This is a genomic window from Telluria sp. AIW5, from assembly GCF_056680575.1.
The window spans coordinates 3,223,253-3,238,232 of record NZ_CM155289.1; the positions used below are offsets into that span (position 1 = coordinate 3,223,253).

Sequence of the window (14,980 nt, forward strand, 5' to 3'; positions counted from 1 at the left end):
CATGGGCTTCCTGTTTACCGCGGCCGCCTTCCTGCTGGCGCTGGGGCCGCTCATCGTCTTCCACGAACTTGGCCACTACTGGGTCGCGCGCGCCTGCGGCGTGAAAGTGCTGCGCTTCTCGGTGGGCATGGGCAAGGTCCTGTGGTCGCGCCGCTTCGGCCCCGACCAGACCGAATGGGCCGTGTCGGCGCTGCCGCTGGGCGGCTATGTGCAGATGCTCGACAGCCGCGACCCGGCCACCACGCCGACCAACGAAGCGGACCGCGCGCGCGACTTCATGCGCCAGAACGTCTGGAAGCGCATCGCCATCGTCGCCGCCGGCCCGGTTGCCAACTTCCTGCTGGCGATTCTCCTGTTTGCGGCCCTGTTCATGCATGGCACCGAAGAACCCGGCACGAAGCTGCGCCCGATGGCCTCGAACACGCCGGCCTGGGTCGCCGGCCTGCGCGGCGGCGACAGCATCGTCGCCGTGAACGGCGAGCCCGTTGCCGCCTGGTCCGACCTGCGCTGGCAATTGACCCATCTCGCCGTCGACAAGATCGATGCGCACCTCACCGTGCGCGGCGCCGACGGCAGCCAGTACGCGGCCACGATTCCCGCCGCGTCGGTGAAGGAGCCCGGCCCCGACGCCGACCTGATGACGATGCTGGGCCTGGACGTCTGGATCGGCATGCCGCGCGTCGAGAAGGCGGCTGCGGGCGGGGCGGGGGAGCGCGCCGGCTTGCAGCCGGGCGACGTCGTGCTCGGCGCCGACGGCAAGCCCTTCGCCAGTGCGGTGGACTTCGTGCAGGCGGTACGCGCCGCGCCTGGCCGCACGCTGCAGCTGCAGGTAAGGCGCGGGAGTCAAACCCTCGCATTGTCGCTCACGCCTGCGAAGGACGCGAAAGGGCAGGGCCTGGCCAGCGTGCAGCTGGCGCAGGCCATCGAGCGCGTCACGGTGCAGGCCGGGCCCTTCGAGGCCGTGGCCAAGGGCGCGCGCCGTACCTGGGAGATGACGGCGCTGACGTTCAAGATGATCGGCAAGATCGTCACGGGGCAAGCCTCGCTGAAGAACATCACCGGTCCGATCGCGATCGCGGACTACGCCGGACAGACCGCACGCATGGGCCTGGCGACCTTTTTGGGCTTCATCGCGGTCGTCAGCGTGAGCCTCGGTGTAATGAATCTGTTACCAATTCCAGTGCTGGATGGGGGGCATTTGCTGTATTATTCGCTGGAAGTTTTGACCGGGCGTCCCCTGTCCGAGCGAATCCAGGGATTCGCACAGCGCGCGGGGGTGGCCCTGCTGTTCATGCTGATGGCGCTCGCCATCTTCAATGACCTCTCGCAGCGGCTCTAGGGCCTTCATGGCCTGGAGCGCTGCGCGCTCGCCACCGGCAAACAAGAATATGTACGTTGTCCAATGACTGATTAGCCAATGAAATCACAACCAGATCGTTTTGCCCTGCCGTTCATTCGCCGCAGCCTGATCGGCGCAGCCGTGCTTGCCCTGTGCGCGTCTCCTGCGCTTGCCGTCAATCCGTTTGTCGTCAAGGACATCCGCATCGAAGGCATCCAGCGTACCGAAGCCGGCACCGTGTTCAGCTACCTGCCGGTGCGCGTGGGCGAGACCTTTGACGACGACAAGAGCATCGCCGCGATCAAGGCCCTGTACGCGACCGGCTTCTTCAAGGACATCCGCCTCGAAGAAGAAAACGGCGTGCTGGTGGTGCTGGTCGAGGAACGTCCGGCGGTCAACACGGTCGATTTCACCGGCACCAAGGAATTCGAGAAGGACATGCTGGTCAAGGCGCTGAAAGACATCGGCGTCGGCGAAGCGAAAATCTACGACAAGGCCGCAGTGGACCGCGCCGAGCAGGAACTCAAGCGCCAGTACCTGTCGCACGGCCTGTACGGCGTGAAGATCACGACCACGGTCACCCCGATCGAGCGCAACCGCGTGAACGTCATGTTCAACGTCGACGAAGGCGAGATCGCGCGCATCAAGGGCATCAACATCGTCGGCAACAAGGCCTTCTCCGACAAGGAGCTGCGCAAGGTGTTCGAGCTGTCCACTTCGGGCTGGTTCACCTGGTACTCGAAGGCCGACCAGTACTCGAAGACCAAGCTGACCGGCGACCTGGAAGCGATCAAGTCCTTCTACCTCGACCGCGGCTACCTCGAGGCGACCGTCGAATCGACCCAGGTCTCGATCACGCCGAACAAGAAGGACATCTACCTCACCATCAACATCACCGAAGGCGAGAAGTACACCGTCTCGAGCGTCAAGCTCGAAGGCGAGACCTTCGGTCGCGCGGAAGAGCTGCGCCAGCTGATCGTCCTGCAGCCGGGGAAGACCTATTCCGGCGCGCTGCAGGAAGCGTCGAACAAGCGCATCGCCGCGCGCCTCGGCCAGTTCGGTTACGCCTTCGCCAACGTGAACGCCGAACCGCAGATCGACCGCGAGAAGCGCGAAGTCGCCTTCACCTTCGTCGTCGATCCGGGCAAGCGCGCCTACGTGCGCCACGTGAACATCTCGGGCAACACCGTCACCCGCGACGAAGTCATCCGCCGCGAGTTCCGCCAGTTCGAAGGCTCGTGGTACGACGCCGACAAGGTCAAGCTCTCGCGCGACCGCGTCGACCGCCTCAGCTACTTCAAGGAAGTGAAAGTCGACACGCCGGAGTCGCCGGGCACCAGCGACCAGGTCGACGTCAACCTGACGGTCGAGGAACGGCCGACCGGTAACTTCATGGTCGGCGGCTCGTTCTCGCAGGCCGAGAAATTCACCTTCACGGCCTCGGTGCAGCAGGCGAACTTCGCCGGCAGCGGCCAGACCGTCGGCATCGACCTGAACACCTCGAAGTACAGCCGCACCATCGCGTTCTCGAACACGAACCCGTACTTCACCGACGACGGCATCTCGCGCGCCTTCCAGCTTTACCTGCGCACGACGCGGCCGCCGCTGACGAACATCGGTTCCTACACGGTGCGCCAGACGGGCGGCAACATGACCTTCGGCGTGCCGTTCTCCGAGATCGACACCGTCTACTTCGGCGCGGGCCTCGAGCGCACCTCGCTCGAAACCGACTCCACCAGCCCGGCCCTGTACCGCAATTTCGTGGCCCAGAATGGCGGGCCGAACAACCCGGCCGACCCGACGACCTACGGCGTCGGCACCGGCAAGAGCACCTCGATCCCGCTGACCGTGGCCTGGGGCCGCGACAGCCGCGACAGCGCGCTGACGCCGACCATCGGCCGCTACCAGCGCGCCAACCTCGAGGTCGACCTCATCGGCGATTCGAAATACTTCCGCGCCGTCTACGAGCACCAGTGGTATCGTCCGCTGACCTCCTGGATGACGCTGGCCCTGCGCGGCGAGCTGGACTACGGCAAGGGCATCGGCAAGAACTCGTATCCGGTATTTAAAAACTTCTATGCCGGCGGCATCGGTTCGGTGCGCGGCTACGAGAGCTCGACCCTGGGCGTGGTCGACCCGGTGTATGGCGACGCCATCGGCGGCTCGAAGCGCGTGATCGGCAGCGCCGAGCTGCAGTTCCCGTTCCCGGGCGGCGGCAAGGACCGCAGCCTGCGCTGGTTCACTTTCGTCGACGGCGGCCAGGTGTACCAGGAGAAGTCGAAGATCATGCTCGGCGAGCTGCGCTACGCCGCCGGTATCGGCCTGTCCTGGATTTCGCCGGTGGGTCCGCTGCGCTTGAGTTATGCTAAGCCCCTGAACGCGAAACCGGGCGACCGGCTCGAGCGCTTCCAGTTCCAGATGGGCACGGGCTTCTGACCGGGCGCCCATCGGCTCCACCCCTTTCATCGCGGAGAAATATGTTGAAAAATCCGATAGCCTCCCTGCCACGCACCTTGCCGCATGCGCTGCTGCTGGCAGCCCTGTGCGCTGCCGCTCCGCTGGCCGGGGCGCAGACGGCCCCGAGCCGCATCGGCTTCGTGGTCACCGAGCGCCTGATGACCGAATCGAAAATGGCCAAGGCGGCCGATGCCAAGATCCAGGCCGAATTCTCGAAGCGCCAGAAGACGACCGAGGAGATGGTGGCGAAGTTCAAGCAGATGAGCGAAAAGTTCGACGCCGACGCGCCGCGCCTGTCCGACATCGAACGCACCCGCCGCGCGCGCGAACTGTTCGACATGGAGAAGGACGTGCAGCGCATGCAGCGCGAGTTCACCGAAGACCTCATGCAGCGCAAGAGCGAAGAGCGCGCGGCCATCGCCACCAGGGCCTATAAACTGATCGAACAGATCGCCGAGCAGGAAAAGCTCGACGCCGTGCTGCAGGAAGCGGCGTGGTCGAGCCCGCGCATCGACATCACCGACCGGATCCTGAAACAGCTGGACAAGTAATATTTTGGAACATCGCGAACAAACACAGCCGGGCGTGCGCCTCGGCGACCTGGTCGAGCGCTTCGGCGGCCAGCTGACCGGCGACCCGGACCTCATGGTCGCTTCGATCGCGCCGCTCGACAGCGCCGGCCCCAGCCAGATCAGCTTCCTCTCCAACAGCAAGCTGCGCGCGCTGGCCGCCCAGAGCGAAGCCGCGGCGCTGATCCTGTCGCCGCTGGACGACCCGTCGGTCGCCGCCACCTATACCGGTGCGCGCATCGTCACCACCAACCCCTACGCCTATTTCGCACGCGCCGCGCAATACTTCGTGTCGCTGGAAGAAGCCGCGCCCGTGCCGGGCATCCATCCGAGCGCGGTCGTCGATCCGTCGGCGCACATCGATACGACGGCCCACATCGGGCCGCACGTCACGATCGAAGCCCGCGCGGTGGTGAAAGCCGGCGCTGTCATCGACCACGGCTGCTTCATCGGCAAGGAAAGCGTCATCGGCGAGGGCACGCACCTCTTCGCCAACGTCACCTTCCACAGGAAATGCAGCATCGGCGCGCGCGGCATCGTCCACTCGGGCGCGGTGATCGGTGGCGACGGCTTCGGCTTCGCCAACGAAGCGGGCGTGTACATCAAGATCCCGCAGACCGGCCGCGTGCTGATCGGCGACGACGTCGACATCGGTTCGAACACCTCGATCGACCGCGGCGCACTGGCCGATACCGTCATCGAAGACGGCGTCAAGCTGGATAACCAGATCCAGATCGGCCACAACTGCCATATCGGCGCGCACACGGCCATGGCCGGCTGCGTCGGCGTGGCCGGGAGCGCGAAGATCGGCAGCCGCTGCACCTTCGGCGGCGCGGCGATGGTGCTGGGCCACCTCGAGATCGCCGACAACGTGCACATCTCCTCGGGCAGCATGGTCTCGCGTTCGGTGCTCGAACCGGGCCAGTACACGGGCTTTTATCCGCTCGCGAAGAACGCCGAGTGGGAAAAATCGGCAGCCATCGTGCGGAACCTGAACACGATGCGCGACAAGCTCCGCTCCCTCGAAAAAACAATTAAAACGATTACCGACCAAAATAAGCGCGAACATGACTGACACTACCACCGCAAAGCGTACCCTCGGCATCACCGAGATCAAGGAATACCTGCCGCACCGCTATCCGCTGCTTCTGGTCGACCGCGTGCTCGACGTCGAAGTGGGCAAGCGCATCACCGCGATCAAGAACGTGACCGTCAACGAAGAATTCTTCAATGGCCACTTCCCGCACCAGCCGGTCATGCCGGGCGTGCTGATGATCGAGGCGATGGCGCAGACGGCCGCCATCCTGTCCTTCATGACGATGGACGTGAAGCCGGACGAGAATTCGGTCGTGTATTTCGTCGGCATCGACAACGCGCGCTTCAAGCGCCCGGTCGGGCCTGGCGACCAGCTGGTGATGGACGTCGAGATCCTGCGCGTCTCGCGCGGCATCTGGAAGTACAAGGCCACCGCCAGCGTCGACGGCAAGGTCGCGGTCGAGGGTGAACTGATGTGCACCATCCGCGCCAACGATAACGCCGAAGCCAAGGCGCCGGCAGCAGCGGGGCAGTAATGACGAACGCAGTTCCCAGGATTCACGCGACTGCGATCGTCGATCCGAAGGCCGAGCTGGACAGCTCGGTCGAGGTCGGCCCGTATTCGATCATCGGCCCGAACGTGCGCATCGACGCCGGCACGGTCGTGGGTCCGCACGTGGTCATCGAAGGCCATACGACGATCGGCAAGGACAACAAGTTCTTCCAGTTCGGCTCGATCGGCGCCGCGCCGCAAGATAAAAAGTGGAACGGCGAGCCCACCCGCCTCGAAATCGGCAGCGGCAACACCGTGCGCGAGTTCGTCACGTTCAACCTGGGCACCGCGCAGGACGAGGGCGTCACGCGCCTGGGCGACGACAACTGGATCTCGGCCTACGTGCACCTGGCGCACGACTGCCAGGTCGGCAGCCACACGATCTTTTCGAACAACGCCCAGCTGGCCGGCCACGTCCACGTGGGCGACCACGCCATCCTGTCGGGTTACGCCGGCGTGCACCAGTTCTGCAAGATCGGCGCGCATGCCTTCATCGGCATGTACACCAGCCTGACCCAGGACGTGCCGCCCTTCGTGCTGGTGTCGGGCAATCCGGCCGGCGCGCGCGGCGTCAACGTCGAAGGCCTCAAACGGCGCGGTTTCACGCGCAGCCAGATCGACGGCATCCGCAGTGCCTATAAGCTGATCTACCGCTCGAACCTGACGCTGGAAGAAGCCAAGGCGGCCCTGGTCCAGGAAGAAGAGGCATTGCCCGACGCGGCGGCCGATATCCGCGCCATGCGCGACTTCCTCGGCGCAGCCACCCGTGGCATCGTCCGCTGAAGCCGCGTCTTCGGAGATCAGCCTGGCCCTGGTCGCCGGCGAGGTGTCCGGCGACATTCTCGCCGCCCGCCTGCTGGCGGGGCTGCGTCCCCACCTCCCCAACGCGCGCTTCCACGGCATCGGCGGCCCGCGCATGATCGAGCAGGGGCTGGTGTCGGACGTTCCGCTCGAGACCTTGACCGTGCGCGGCCTCTTCGAGATCATCCCGCGCTACCGCGAGATCAAGGGCATCCAGAACCGCCTGCGCGACCGCTTGCTGGAAGAACGTCCGGCCGCCTTCATCGGCGCCGACTACCCCGGGTTCAATCTCGGGCTGGAAGAGCAGTTGAGGGCAGGCGGGATACCGACCGTGCACTTCGTCGGCCCGCAGATCTGGGCCTGGCGCGGCGGGCGCATCAAGAAGATCCAGCGCGCGGTTTCGCACATGCTGGTGATCTTCCCGTTCGAAGAGCAGATCTACAAGGATGCCGGCGTGCCGGTGACCTATATCGGCCATCCGCTGGCGGAAACGATCCCGCTGCTGCCCGATGTGGCGGCGGCACGTGCGGCGCTGGGCCTCGCGCCGGATGCACGCGTCGTCACCGTCATGCCGGGCAGCCGCATGGGCGAACTGAAATACCTGGCCGAGCCGTTCGTGCGCGCGGCCGGGCTGCTTGCAAAACGCGACCCCGGCCTGACATTCGTGGTGCCGATGGCGGGCGACAGGCAGCGCGTGTATTTCGACGAGATCGTGGCGCAGGCGGGTTTGAAAGACATCGACATCAAGGTGGTCGACAACTCGCATACCGCGATCGCCGCGGCCGACGCGGTGCTGGTGGCCTCGGGGACGGCGACGCTGGAAGTGGCGCTGTTCAAGAAGCCGATGGTGATTGCATATAAGGTCATGCGCGCGTCCTGGGAAATCATGCGCCACATGGGTTACCAGCCCTGGATCGGCCTGCCGAACATCCTGGCGCGCGAGTTCCTGGTGCCGGAACTGCTGCAGCACGCGGTGACGCCGGAAGCGCTGGCCGATGCGGTATGGACGCAACTGAACGACGCGGCGGGACGCGACCGGCTTGCGTCGCGCTTCATGGAGATGCATCATGGCCTCCTGCGCGACAGCGCCGCGCTGAGTGCAGAGGCTGTGCTGCGAATCATCCGTCCGTAAACGCGTGGGCATGCCCACCCTACGGTACACCGCAGCCACGGACTGATGCATACCGTAGGGTGGGCATGCCCACGCGTTACGCACGGATCCGGGTCGAATCGCGTCTTCCAGACACCGCCCCTGAACATAGAATCAACAACACAAGCATCATGAGCAAAAAACGCGTCAACTTCTACCCAGGCCTGCCGCCGCGGCTGCGTCCCTTCACCGACCTCGACATCGTCTGCGGCGTCGACGAGGCCGGCCGCGGTCCGCTTGCCGGTCCGGTGTACGCCGCCGCCGTCATCCTTGACCCGAAGCGGCCGATCGAGGGCCTGCGCGACTCGAAAAAGCTGACCGAGGCGCGTCGCGACGAGCTGGCGCCGCAGATCCGCGAATACGCGCTGGCCTGGGCGATTGCAGAAGCCTCCTGCGAAGAGATCGACACCCTGAACATCCTGCACGCCACCATGCTGGCGATGCGCCGCGCCGTCGAAGCGCTCTCGACGCTGCCGACCATCGCCCTGATCGACGGTAACCGCTGTCCACCGATGGCGATCCGCGCCCACGCCGTGATCGAGGGCGACGACAAGTGCCACGCAATCTCGGCCGCCTCGATCCTGGCCAAGACCGCGCGCGACGCCGAGCTGGTGCGCCTGCACGCGCAGTATCCGCAATACTGCTTCGACCAGCACAAGGGCTATTCGACCGCGCTCCACCTGGAACGCCTGCGCCTGCACGGCCCGTCGCCGGTGCATCGCCGCTCGTTCGCCCCGGTGCGCAACCTGCTGCAGGTCGACCTGTTCGCAGCGCCCGCGATTGACGGCGTACTCGAAGGTGCCGCGTTCGCATGAAGACCGTCAGCTCGCGCGATAACCCGTTTTACAAGGAACTCAAGGCGCTGGCCGCCAGCTCGCAGGCGCGCCGCAAGGCCGGGCGCACGCTGCTCGACGGCGTCCACCTGTGCCAGTCCTGGCTCGACCTGCGCGGCGCCCCGGGCCACTGCGTGGTCTCGGAAGGCGCGCTGCACAACCCTGAAGTCGCTGACATCGTCGCGCGCTGCGAAAGCCTGCGCGGCCACGTCACCGCCTTGCCGGACGCGCTGTTCGGCGCCCTCAGCCAGGTCGAACATGGCGTGAACCTGCTGTTCATGGTCGAGACCCCGGCCCCGGTCCAGCCGCAGGCATTGACCGTGTCGGCGGTGCTGCTCGACGGCGTGCAGGATCCGGGCAATGTCGGCTCGATCCTGCGCAGCGCCGGCGCGGCCGGCATCACCCAGGTGTTCTGCAGCGCCGGCACCGCCTTCTGCTGGTCGCCGAAGGTGCTGCGCGCGGCGATGGGCGCGCACTTCGTGCTCGAGATCTTCGAGAACGTCGATCTCGCCGCCCTGATCGATGCATCCGGCATTTCCGTGCTGGCGATGAGCGGCTATGCCGAGCAAAAGCTGTACGAGGTCGACCTGCGCGGTCCGGTGGCCTGGCTGCTGGGCCACGAAGGACAGGGCGTCGCCGCCGACCTGATGGCGCGCGCGAGCCACCAGGTCGTGATCCCGCACGCGGGCCAGGTCGAGTCGCTGAACGTGGCGGCCGCCGCGGCGATCTGCTTCTTCGAGCAGCTGCGCCAGCGCGCAGCATAGACGGCATTGGTGCCGCTGGGGTAAGCTCCTGACCTTGTAAGCTCGCGCCAACAACCTGTGGAGTCAAGATGGACATCGCGCATTTGCATTTTCTGGTAGCCGAGGGCGACAGCACCCAGCGCGCCGCGCTGGTCGAGATGCTCGGGCGCCTGGGCGCGACCCGCGTCACCGAGGTCCCCGACGGCCACATGGCGCTGCGCTCCTTCCAGGCCGGCTTCACGCCGCGCGTGCACGTTGCCATCATCGACCTGGCGCTGCCCGGCATGGATGGGCTGGAGCTGATCCGCAACCTGGCAGGACTCGATTCCGGCATCAGCCTCGTCGTCACCGGCGCCCAGCCGGCCAACCTGCTGTTCTCGGTCGAGACCCTGGCCCAGGCCTACGGCATCGACCTGCTCGGTTCCATCTCCAAGCCGGTCACCGCCGCCAAGCTCAAACCCCTGCTCGACAACTACGCACCAGGCGCCATGCACGGCGCGGTCGAGAGCACGCCGCGCTTCACCTTCGCCGAAATCGGCAACGGCCTGCAAAAGCGCCAATTCGAGCCCTTCTTCCAGCCGAAGATCGAGCTCGCCACCGGCCGGGTGAAAGGCCTGGAGGCCTTCGCCCGCTGGAACCACCCGGAACACGGCCTGCTCGGCCCCGGCGCCTTCATCGAGGCCCTGGAACAGAACAACCGCATCGACTTTCTCGACTGGAGCATGATCGAGCTGTCGGTCGAGCGCTGCCGCTGGCTGCACGACCAGGGCACGCAGATCTCGATTTCGATCAACCTGGCCCCCGAGACGCTGGCGCACCCGGCCTTCATCCGCCAGATTACCGCCTGCCTCGGCCGCCACGCGGTACTGCCCGACTACATCACCTTCGAGATGCCCGAGTCCTCGGTGCTGAACACCGACCCGAACTTCATCGAGCGCCTGGTGCGCCTGCGGATGATGGGCTTCGGCCTCGCCATCGACGACTACGGCACCGGGCGCTCGAACCTGCAACTGCTGGCGCGCATCCCGTTCACCGAACTCAAGATCGACCGCAGCTTCGTCGACGGCGCCTCGAAGCGGCGTCCGCTCGGCACCGTACTGCGCTCCTGCCTGGGCCTGGCGCACAGCCTGGACCGGATGTCGGTCGCGGTGGGCGTGGAAACGCGGCAGGATTGGGACTTCCTGCAGGGCCTGGGCTGCACCTACGCGCAGGGCTACCATATCGCCAATCCGATGGAAGCCAGTGCCTTCCCGGGCTGGCTGGAAGACTGGCGTCACTTTTTCTGAGCCCGCTTCGATTTTCTCACTGAGGGGGAAGGCGGATGAATATTGCGTTGCGTTGCCGCTGCGGCAAGCTGCAGGGTGAGGTGGATGCTCAGCGCGTGGCGGCGCGTGCAGTTTGCTACTGCAAGGATTGCCAGGCCTTCGCGCGCTTCCTGAGAGCGGAAGTGCAGGTGCTCGATGCTGCCGGCGGCACCGAAGTCGAGGCGGCCTTGCCGGCTGCCGTGCGTTTCACCGCGGGGATCGAACACCTGGCATGCATGTCGCTCAGCCCCAAAGGCATCTACCGCTGGTATGCGTCCTGCTGCGATACGCCGGTCGGGAATACGCCGCGCGATCCGAAAATGTCGTATGTCGGGCTGGTGCGCGCCTGCCTCGACGCCCCAGCCGAAGAACTCGACCGCGTGCTGGGGCGTTCCCGCTTCACCGCCAACACGGCCTCAGCCCATGGGGCAGTGAAAGCGACGCCGGTGCGCGCCGTGCTGGCGGTGGCAAGGATCGGCGCCACGCTGGTCAAGGCCCGCATCGGCGGGGGCTACCGCGACAATCCCTTTTTCGATGCGGCCGGCGCGCCGATCCGCGCGCCGCGCGTGCTGACGCGCGAAGAGCGCGCCGCGATCACCCCTTGAAGCCGGGCAGGTCGACGATCCGGTAGCTCACCTGGCCCCCGATTGCATCGACCGTGATGAAGTCGAGCTCGCGGCCCGGCCTGGTGCCGAGGCGATACAGCCTGCCGCTGCCGCTCGGCACCAGCAGCTCGACGCGCGTGACCACGAAAGCGGCCGGCTGCGCACCATTCGACACCACCAGCACATGGCCGGGCGCGCCTGCTTGCGCCGGCGGGCGCAGGTCGACCAGCGCAATAGCGGCGCCACCCCACGGCATCGTCGTGCCAGGCACGCCCGGCGCCAGGGGCAGGATCCGTTCGACCGCGGCGATCGGTGTCGCAGCCAGTTGCCCGGCCTCGAATACGATGTAGGCGCTGTCGTTGACGATGCCGCCGTCCCGGGCCGCGCTTGGCCCGGTCGCGGCGACCGGCGCCTCCTTGCTCAGCAGCGCTTCGGGAAAACGCGCGAACAGGGCGGCGGTATCGAGCAGGCGCAGCTCCTTGCCGTCCGCGCCGTAGACGGTCGCCGTGAGGGCGCCGGCTTCGCCGCAGGCAGCAGCACCAAAGGCCTGCAGCGCCAATGCGGCCCGTAGCGGCAGGCCGAGCGCCAATCCGCCATGTTCGACCACGGCCAGCAGCGGCGCCGTGTCCGCGTCCGGCAGGCCGGGCAGGGCGCCTGGTGCGAGCACCGGCAGGTGACGGCCGCGCCAGCGGCACCAGGCGCTGTCGATGCCGCCGCCGAAGCGCCCCAGCGCCGGCATCGGCATGACTTCGATCAGGTCGGCGGCCGCGATCCCGAGCCGGACCCCGTCCAGCTGCAGCAGCGCGTAGTCGCGGGTCGCCTGTTCAAGCTGCGGGGCGGTGGCTTGCGGCAGCGGCTCCTGCGCATCGCCGGCGTGCCAGCTCGCGGCAAGCGTGGCCAGGCGGTCGACATCCAGCACGCTCAGGATAGCGCTGCTGCCCGGCACCCGCGCAGCACTGTGAAATACTTCCTCCTCGCTGTCGTCATGGTGCAGGCGCGCAATCGCCTCCCGGGGCAGCTCGACCAGGCCGTCGACCGAGTCGACCTGCAGGCCAATGGTACGTCCGGCCGCGCGCAACACCAGGATGCGGGCGGAGCCGCTACGCCCGCTGCGCGCGGTCCCGACATCGACCCAGCGCGCCAGGTCGACCACGGGCACCAGCACGCCCTCGTGCAGGATGATGCTGCACAGCGCGCCCTGGCGCCGCGGCAGCAGCGCGGGGTTTTCCGGCACGGCAATCGCCTGCACCACGGCCTCGACCGGGATGCCGAGGCGGACCGCGCCGATGCCGGCGGCGGCCAGGCACGCGGACCGCGCAGGCAGGGAAGCGCCCATCTCAGCCTGCCGTCGCGACGCGTTCGAGCTCGGCCAGCAGCGACGAGGCGTCGTGCGTGGCGCCGGCCTGGGCGCTGGTCGATTCGTGGATTTCGCCGACCGAGGTGCTGGTGCGCGCGACCGAATCGACGATGCGCGCGAACGCGTCCTCGACTTCTCCGGACAGGCGGCTGCCTTCGCCGACGCGGGCCACGGTCTCGTTGATCAGCTTCGTGATTTCGCGCGCTGCGAGGGCCGATTTCTCGGCCAGTTTGCGTACTTCGTTGGCGACGACCGAGAAGCCCTTGCCGTGCTCCCCGGCGCGCGCCGCTTCGATCGCGGCATTGAAGGCGAGGAGGTGCGTCTGGCCGGCGATGTCGCCGATCGTCTCGATGATCTCGTGGACGTCGCCCGAGGCCTTCTGGATCGCTTCGATCGCTTCGCGGGAACGGCCCAGCAGCTTGCTGCCGGCGGCCGCGTCGGCCTGGGCCCGCCCGGCCATCTCGGCCGACTGCTGCGAGCCGCGCGCGATCGCGGAAATCGATTGCGACAGCGAAGCGAGCACGCCGGAGATGGCTTTGACTTTGGCGCTGACCAGTTCCTCGCGGTGCACCTGGTCGGTCACGTCCATCGCGAACTTGACGACCTTGTAGGGCTTGCCGTTGACGTCGAGGATCGGATTGTAGGTCGCCAGGATCCAGATGTCGGCGTCGTGCTTGCCGCGCCGCTTGAAGCGCCCGGACTGGAACTGGCCCTGCGCCAGGTTGGCCCAGAAGTGGCGGTAGGCCGAGCTTTTCACGTAGTCGCCCTCGCAGAACATGCTGTGGTGCGCGCCCAGCACTTCTTCCTCGGCATAGCCCATGGTGCGCAGGAAGTTGTCGTTCGCGCTCACGACATTGCCGCGCATGTCGAATTCGATCACGGCCTGCGAGCGCCCGATCGCATCGAGCTTGCCCTTGATCTCGGCGCCCATGCGTTTCCGGGCCGTGATGTCGGTGGCGAATTTCACCACCTTGACCGGCTTGCCGTCGGCATCGAAGATCGGGTTGTACGAGGCCAGGATCCAGACCTGCTTGCCGTCCTTGCGGATGCGGCAGTATTCGCCGGCATTGAATTCGCCGCGCCCGAGGCGCTCCCAGAATGCCAGGTACTCGGGCGAATGGGCAAAGGCCTGGTCGCAGAACATGCGGTGGTGGTTGCCGCGTACTTCATCGAGGCCATAGCCCATCACCTTCAGGAAGTTCTCGTTCGCGTGCAGCACCTTGCCCTGCAGGTCGAATTCGATGACCGCCTGGACCCGGTCGACGGCCTGGTTCTTGCCTTCGAATTCCGCGTTGCGCTGGACGTGGACGGTGACGTCGGTCGCATACTTGATGACCTTGATCGGCTTGCCGTCCGGCCCGAACACCGGATTGTAGGAGGCGTTGATCCAGACATCGCGCCCGCTCTTGTGGCGGCGCTTGTAGACGCCGGCGTGCAGTTCGCCCGCCGAAAGGTGCGACCAGAATTCGGCGTAGGCCGCCGAGGCCGCGTGCGCGGGGTCGCAGAAGACGCGGTGGTGCTGGCCGCGGATCTCGTCCAGGCTGTAGCCCATCGTCTGCAGGAAGTTGTCGTTGGCGTCGAGGATGCGGCCGTCGAGGCCGAACTCGATCACGGCCTGCACGCGGTTGATCGCGTCGATCTTGGCGGCGTTGTTGGCGCTCTGCAGCTTGGCGGCGGTGATGTCGGTCGCGAACTTGATCACCTTGACCGGACGCCCCTCGGTGTCGAACACCGGGTTGTAGGAGGCCTGCAGCCAGACCGGGCGCCCGCCTTTGGCGAGGCGCATATACTCGCCGCTGCAGGGATGGCCCTGGCCGAGTTCGTGCCAGAAGGCGTGGTAGGCCTGCGATTCGGTGTAGTCGTCGGGGCAAAACATGCTGTGGTGCTGTCTCACGACCTCGTCCAGCGCATAGCCCATCGCCTCGAGGAAGTTGTGGTTGGCGTGGACCACCTTGCCGTTCAAATCGAATTCGACAACCGCCTGCACGCGGTGGATGGCGTCAAGCGCAGCGAGCGCCAGGTCGAGCCGCGGGTCGGACGTTGGCGAGAGGATTTGTTCGGCGGAAGTTGGCATGAGTGGGCGTCGAAGTTGGAAACCGAAGAGAGGCCGTGGGAGACGCGGCCGCAATTTAATCAATTTCTTGAAAGAAACAGGATTGTATCTTTCGACTACGCACTAAGCAACCATCAATATCGGTAAATTTGCATCGACGTTGCCATTGTGCAACGCCGCC

The 14,980-nt window shown here is 66.3% G+C and carries 13 protein-coding genes; 11 read left to right on the plus strand and 2 right to left on the minus strand.

What is annotated here, in order from left to right:
* The first annotated feature begins 1 nt into the window (after nucleotide 1).
* The 11 genes from rseP (at nucleotide 2) to AC1MEM_RS14320 (ending at nucleotide 11,389) form a co-directional block, all read left to right on the plus strand.
* Entirely contained in the window at nucleotides 2–1,339 is a 1,338-nt protein-coding gene (rseP, locus tag AC1MEM_RS14270; RefSeq protein WP_499471444.1) for an RIP metalloprotease RseP, read from the plus strand.
* Between the two features lie 78 nt (nucleotides 1,340–1,417).
* Entirely contained in the window at nucleotides 1,418–3,775 is a 2,358-nt protein-coding gene (gene bamA / locus AC1MEM_RS14275; protein WP_499471446.1) for an outer membrane protein assembly factor BamA, read from the plus strand.
* 41 nt (nucleotides 3,776–3,816) lie between these two features.
* A complete protein-coding gene (locus AC1MEM_RS14280; protein ID WP_499471448.1) occupies nucleotides 3,817–4,347 on the plus strand; it encodes an OmpH/Skp family outer membrane protein in 531 nt (176 codons plus the stop codon).
* Between the two features lie 49 nt (nucleotides 4,348–4,396).
* Complete coding sequence (gene lpxD / locus AC1MEM_RS14285; protein ID WP_499477650.1) at nucleotides 4,397–5,440, plus strand: UDP-3-O-(3-hydroxymyristoyl)glucosamine N-acyltransferase; 1,044 nt, start codon at nucleotides 4,397–4,399, stop codon at nucleotides 5,438–5,440.
* On the plus strand, nucleotides 5,433–5,936 hold the full coding sequence (gene fabZ, locus AC1MEM_RS14290; protein WP_499471450.1) for a 3-hydroxyacyl-ACP dehydratase FabZ: 504 nt from the start codon (nucleotides 5,433–5,435) through the stop codon (nucleotides 5,934–5,936). The genes lpxD and fabZ overlap by 8 nt, the downstream gene beginning before the upstream one ends.
* On the plus strand, nucleotides 5,936–6,736 hold the full coding sequence (gene lpxA / locus AC1MEM_RS14295) for an acyl-ACP--UDP-N-acetylglucosamine O-acyltransferase (RefSeq protein ID WP_499471452.1): 801 nt from the start codon (nucleotides 5,936–5,938) through the stop codon (nucleotides 6,734–6,736). The genes fabZ and lpxA overlap by 1 nt, the downstream gene beginning before the upstream one ends.
* Nucleotides 6,720–7,886: a lipid-A-disaccharide synthase gene (lpxB, locus tag AC1MEM_RS14300; protein ID WP_499471454.1), complete on the plus strand. Its 1,167-nt coding sequence runs from the start codon at nucleotides 6,720–6,722 to the stop codon at nucleotides 7,884–7,886. Before lpxA ends, lpxB begins: the two co-directional genes overlap by 17 nt.
* Before the next feature lie 149 nt (nucleotides 7,887–8,035).
* On the plus strand, nucleotides 8,036–8,719 hold the full coding sequence (rnhB, locus tag AC1MEM_RS14305; protein WP_499471456.1) for a ribonuclease HII: 684 nt from the start codon (nucleotides 8,036–8,038) through the stop codon (nucleotides 8,717–8,719).
* Nucleotides 8,716–9,501 carry a TrmH family RNA methyltransferase gene (locus AC1MEM_RS14310; protein WP_499471457.1) on the plus strand — a complete coding sequence of 262 codons (786 nt, stop codon included), beginning with the start codon at nucleotides 8,716–8,718 and terminating at the stop codon, nucleotides 9,499–9,501. The genes rnhB and AC1MEM_RS14310 overlap by 4 nt, the downstream gene beginning before the upstream one ends.
* Before the next feature lie 68 nt (nucleotides 9,502–9,569).
* Nucleotides 9,570–10,766: an EAL domain-containing response regulator gene (locus AC1MEM_RS14315; RefSeq protein ID WP_499471459.1), complete on the plus strand. Its 1,197-nt coding sequence runs from the start codon at nucleotides 9,570–9,572 to the stop codon at nucleotides 10,764–10,766.
* Between the two features lie 35 nt (nucleotides 10,767–10,801).
* Complete coding sequence (locus tag AC1MEM_RS14320; RefSeq protein WP_499471461.1) at nucleotides 10,802–11,389, plus strand: DUF6151 family protein; 588 nt, start codon at nucleotides 10,802–10,804, stop codon at nucleotides 11,387–11,389.
* Here the strand turns inward: AC1MEM_RS14320 and AC1MEM_RS14325 are convergent.
* Both AC1MEM_RS14325 and AC1MEM_RS14330 read right to left on the minus strand, forming a co-directional pair.
* Nucleotides 11,379–12,725, minus strand: a complete 1,347-nt coding sequence (locus tag AC1MEM_RS14325; protein WP_499471463.1) for a chemotaxis protein CheW — start codon at nucleotides 12,723–12,725, stop codon at nucleotides 11,379–11,381. The genes AC1MEM_RS14320 and AC1MEM_RS14325 overlap by 11 nt on opposite strands.
* A 1-nt stretch (nucleotide 12,726) precedes the next feature.
* A complete protein-coding gene (locus AC1MEM_RS14330) occupies nucleotides 12,727–14,820 on the minus strand; it encodes a PAS domain-containing protein (protein WP_499471465.1) in 2,094 nt (697 codons plus the stop codon).
* Nucleotides 14,821–14,980 lie beyond the last annotated feature (160 nt).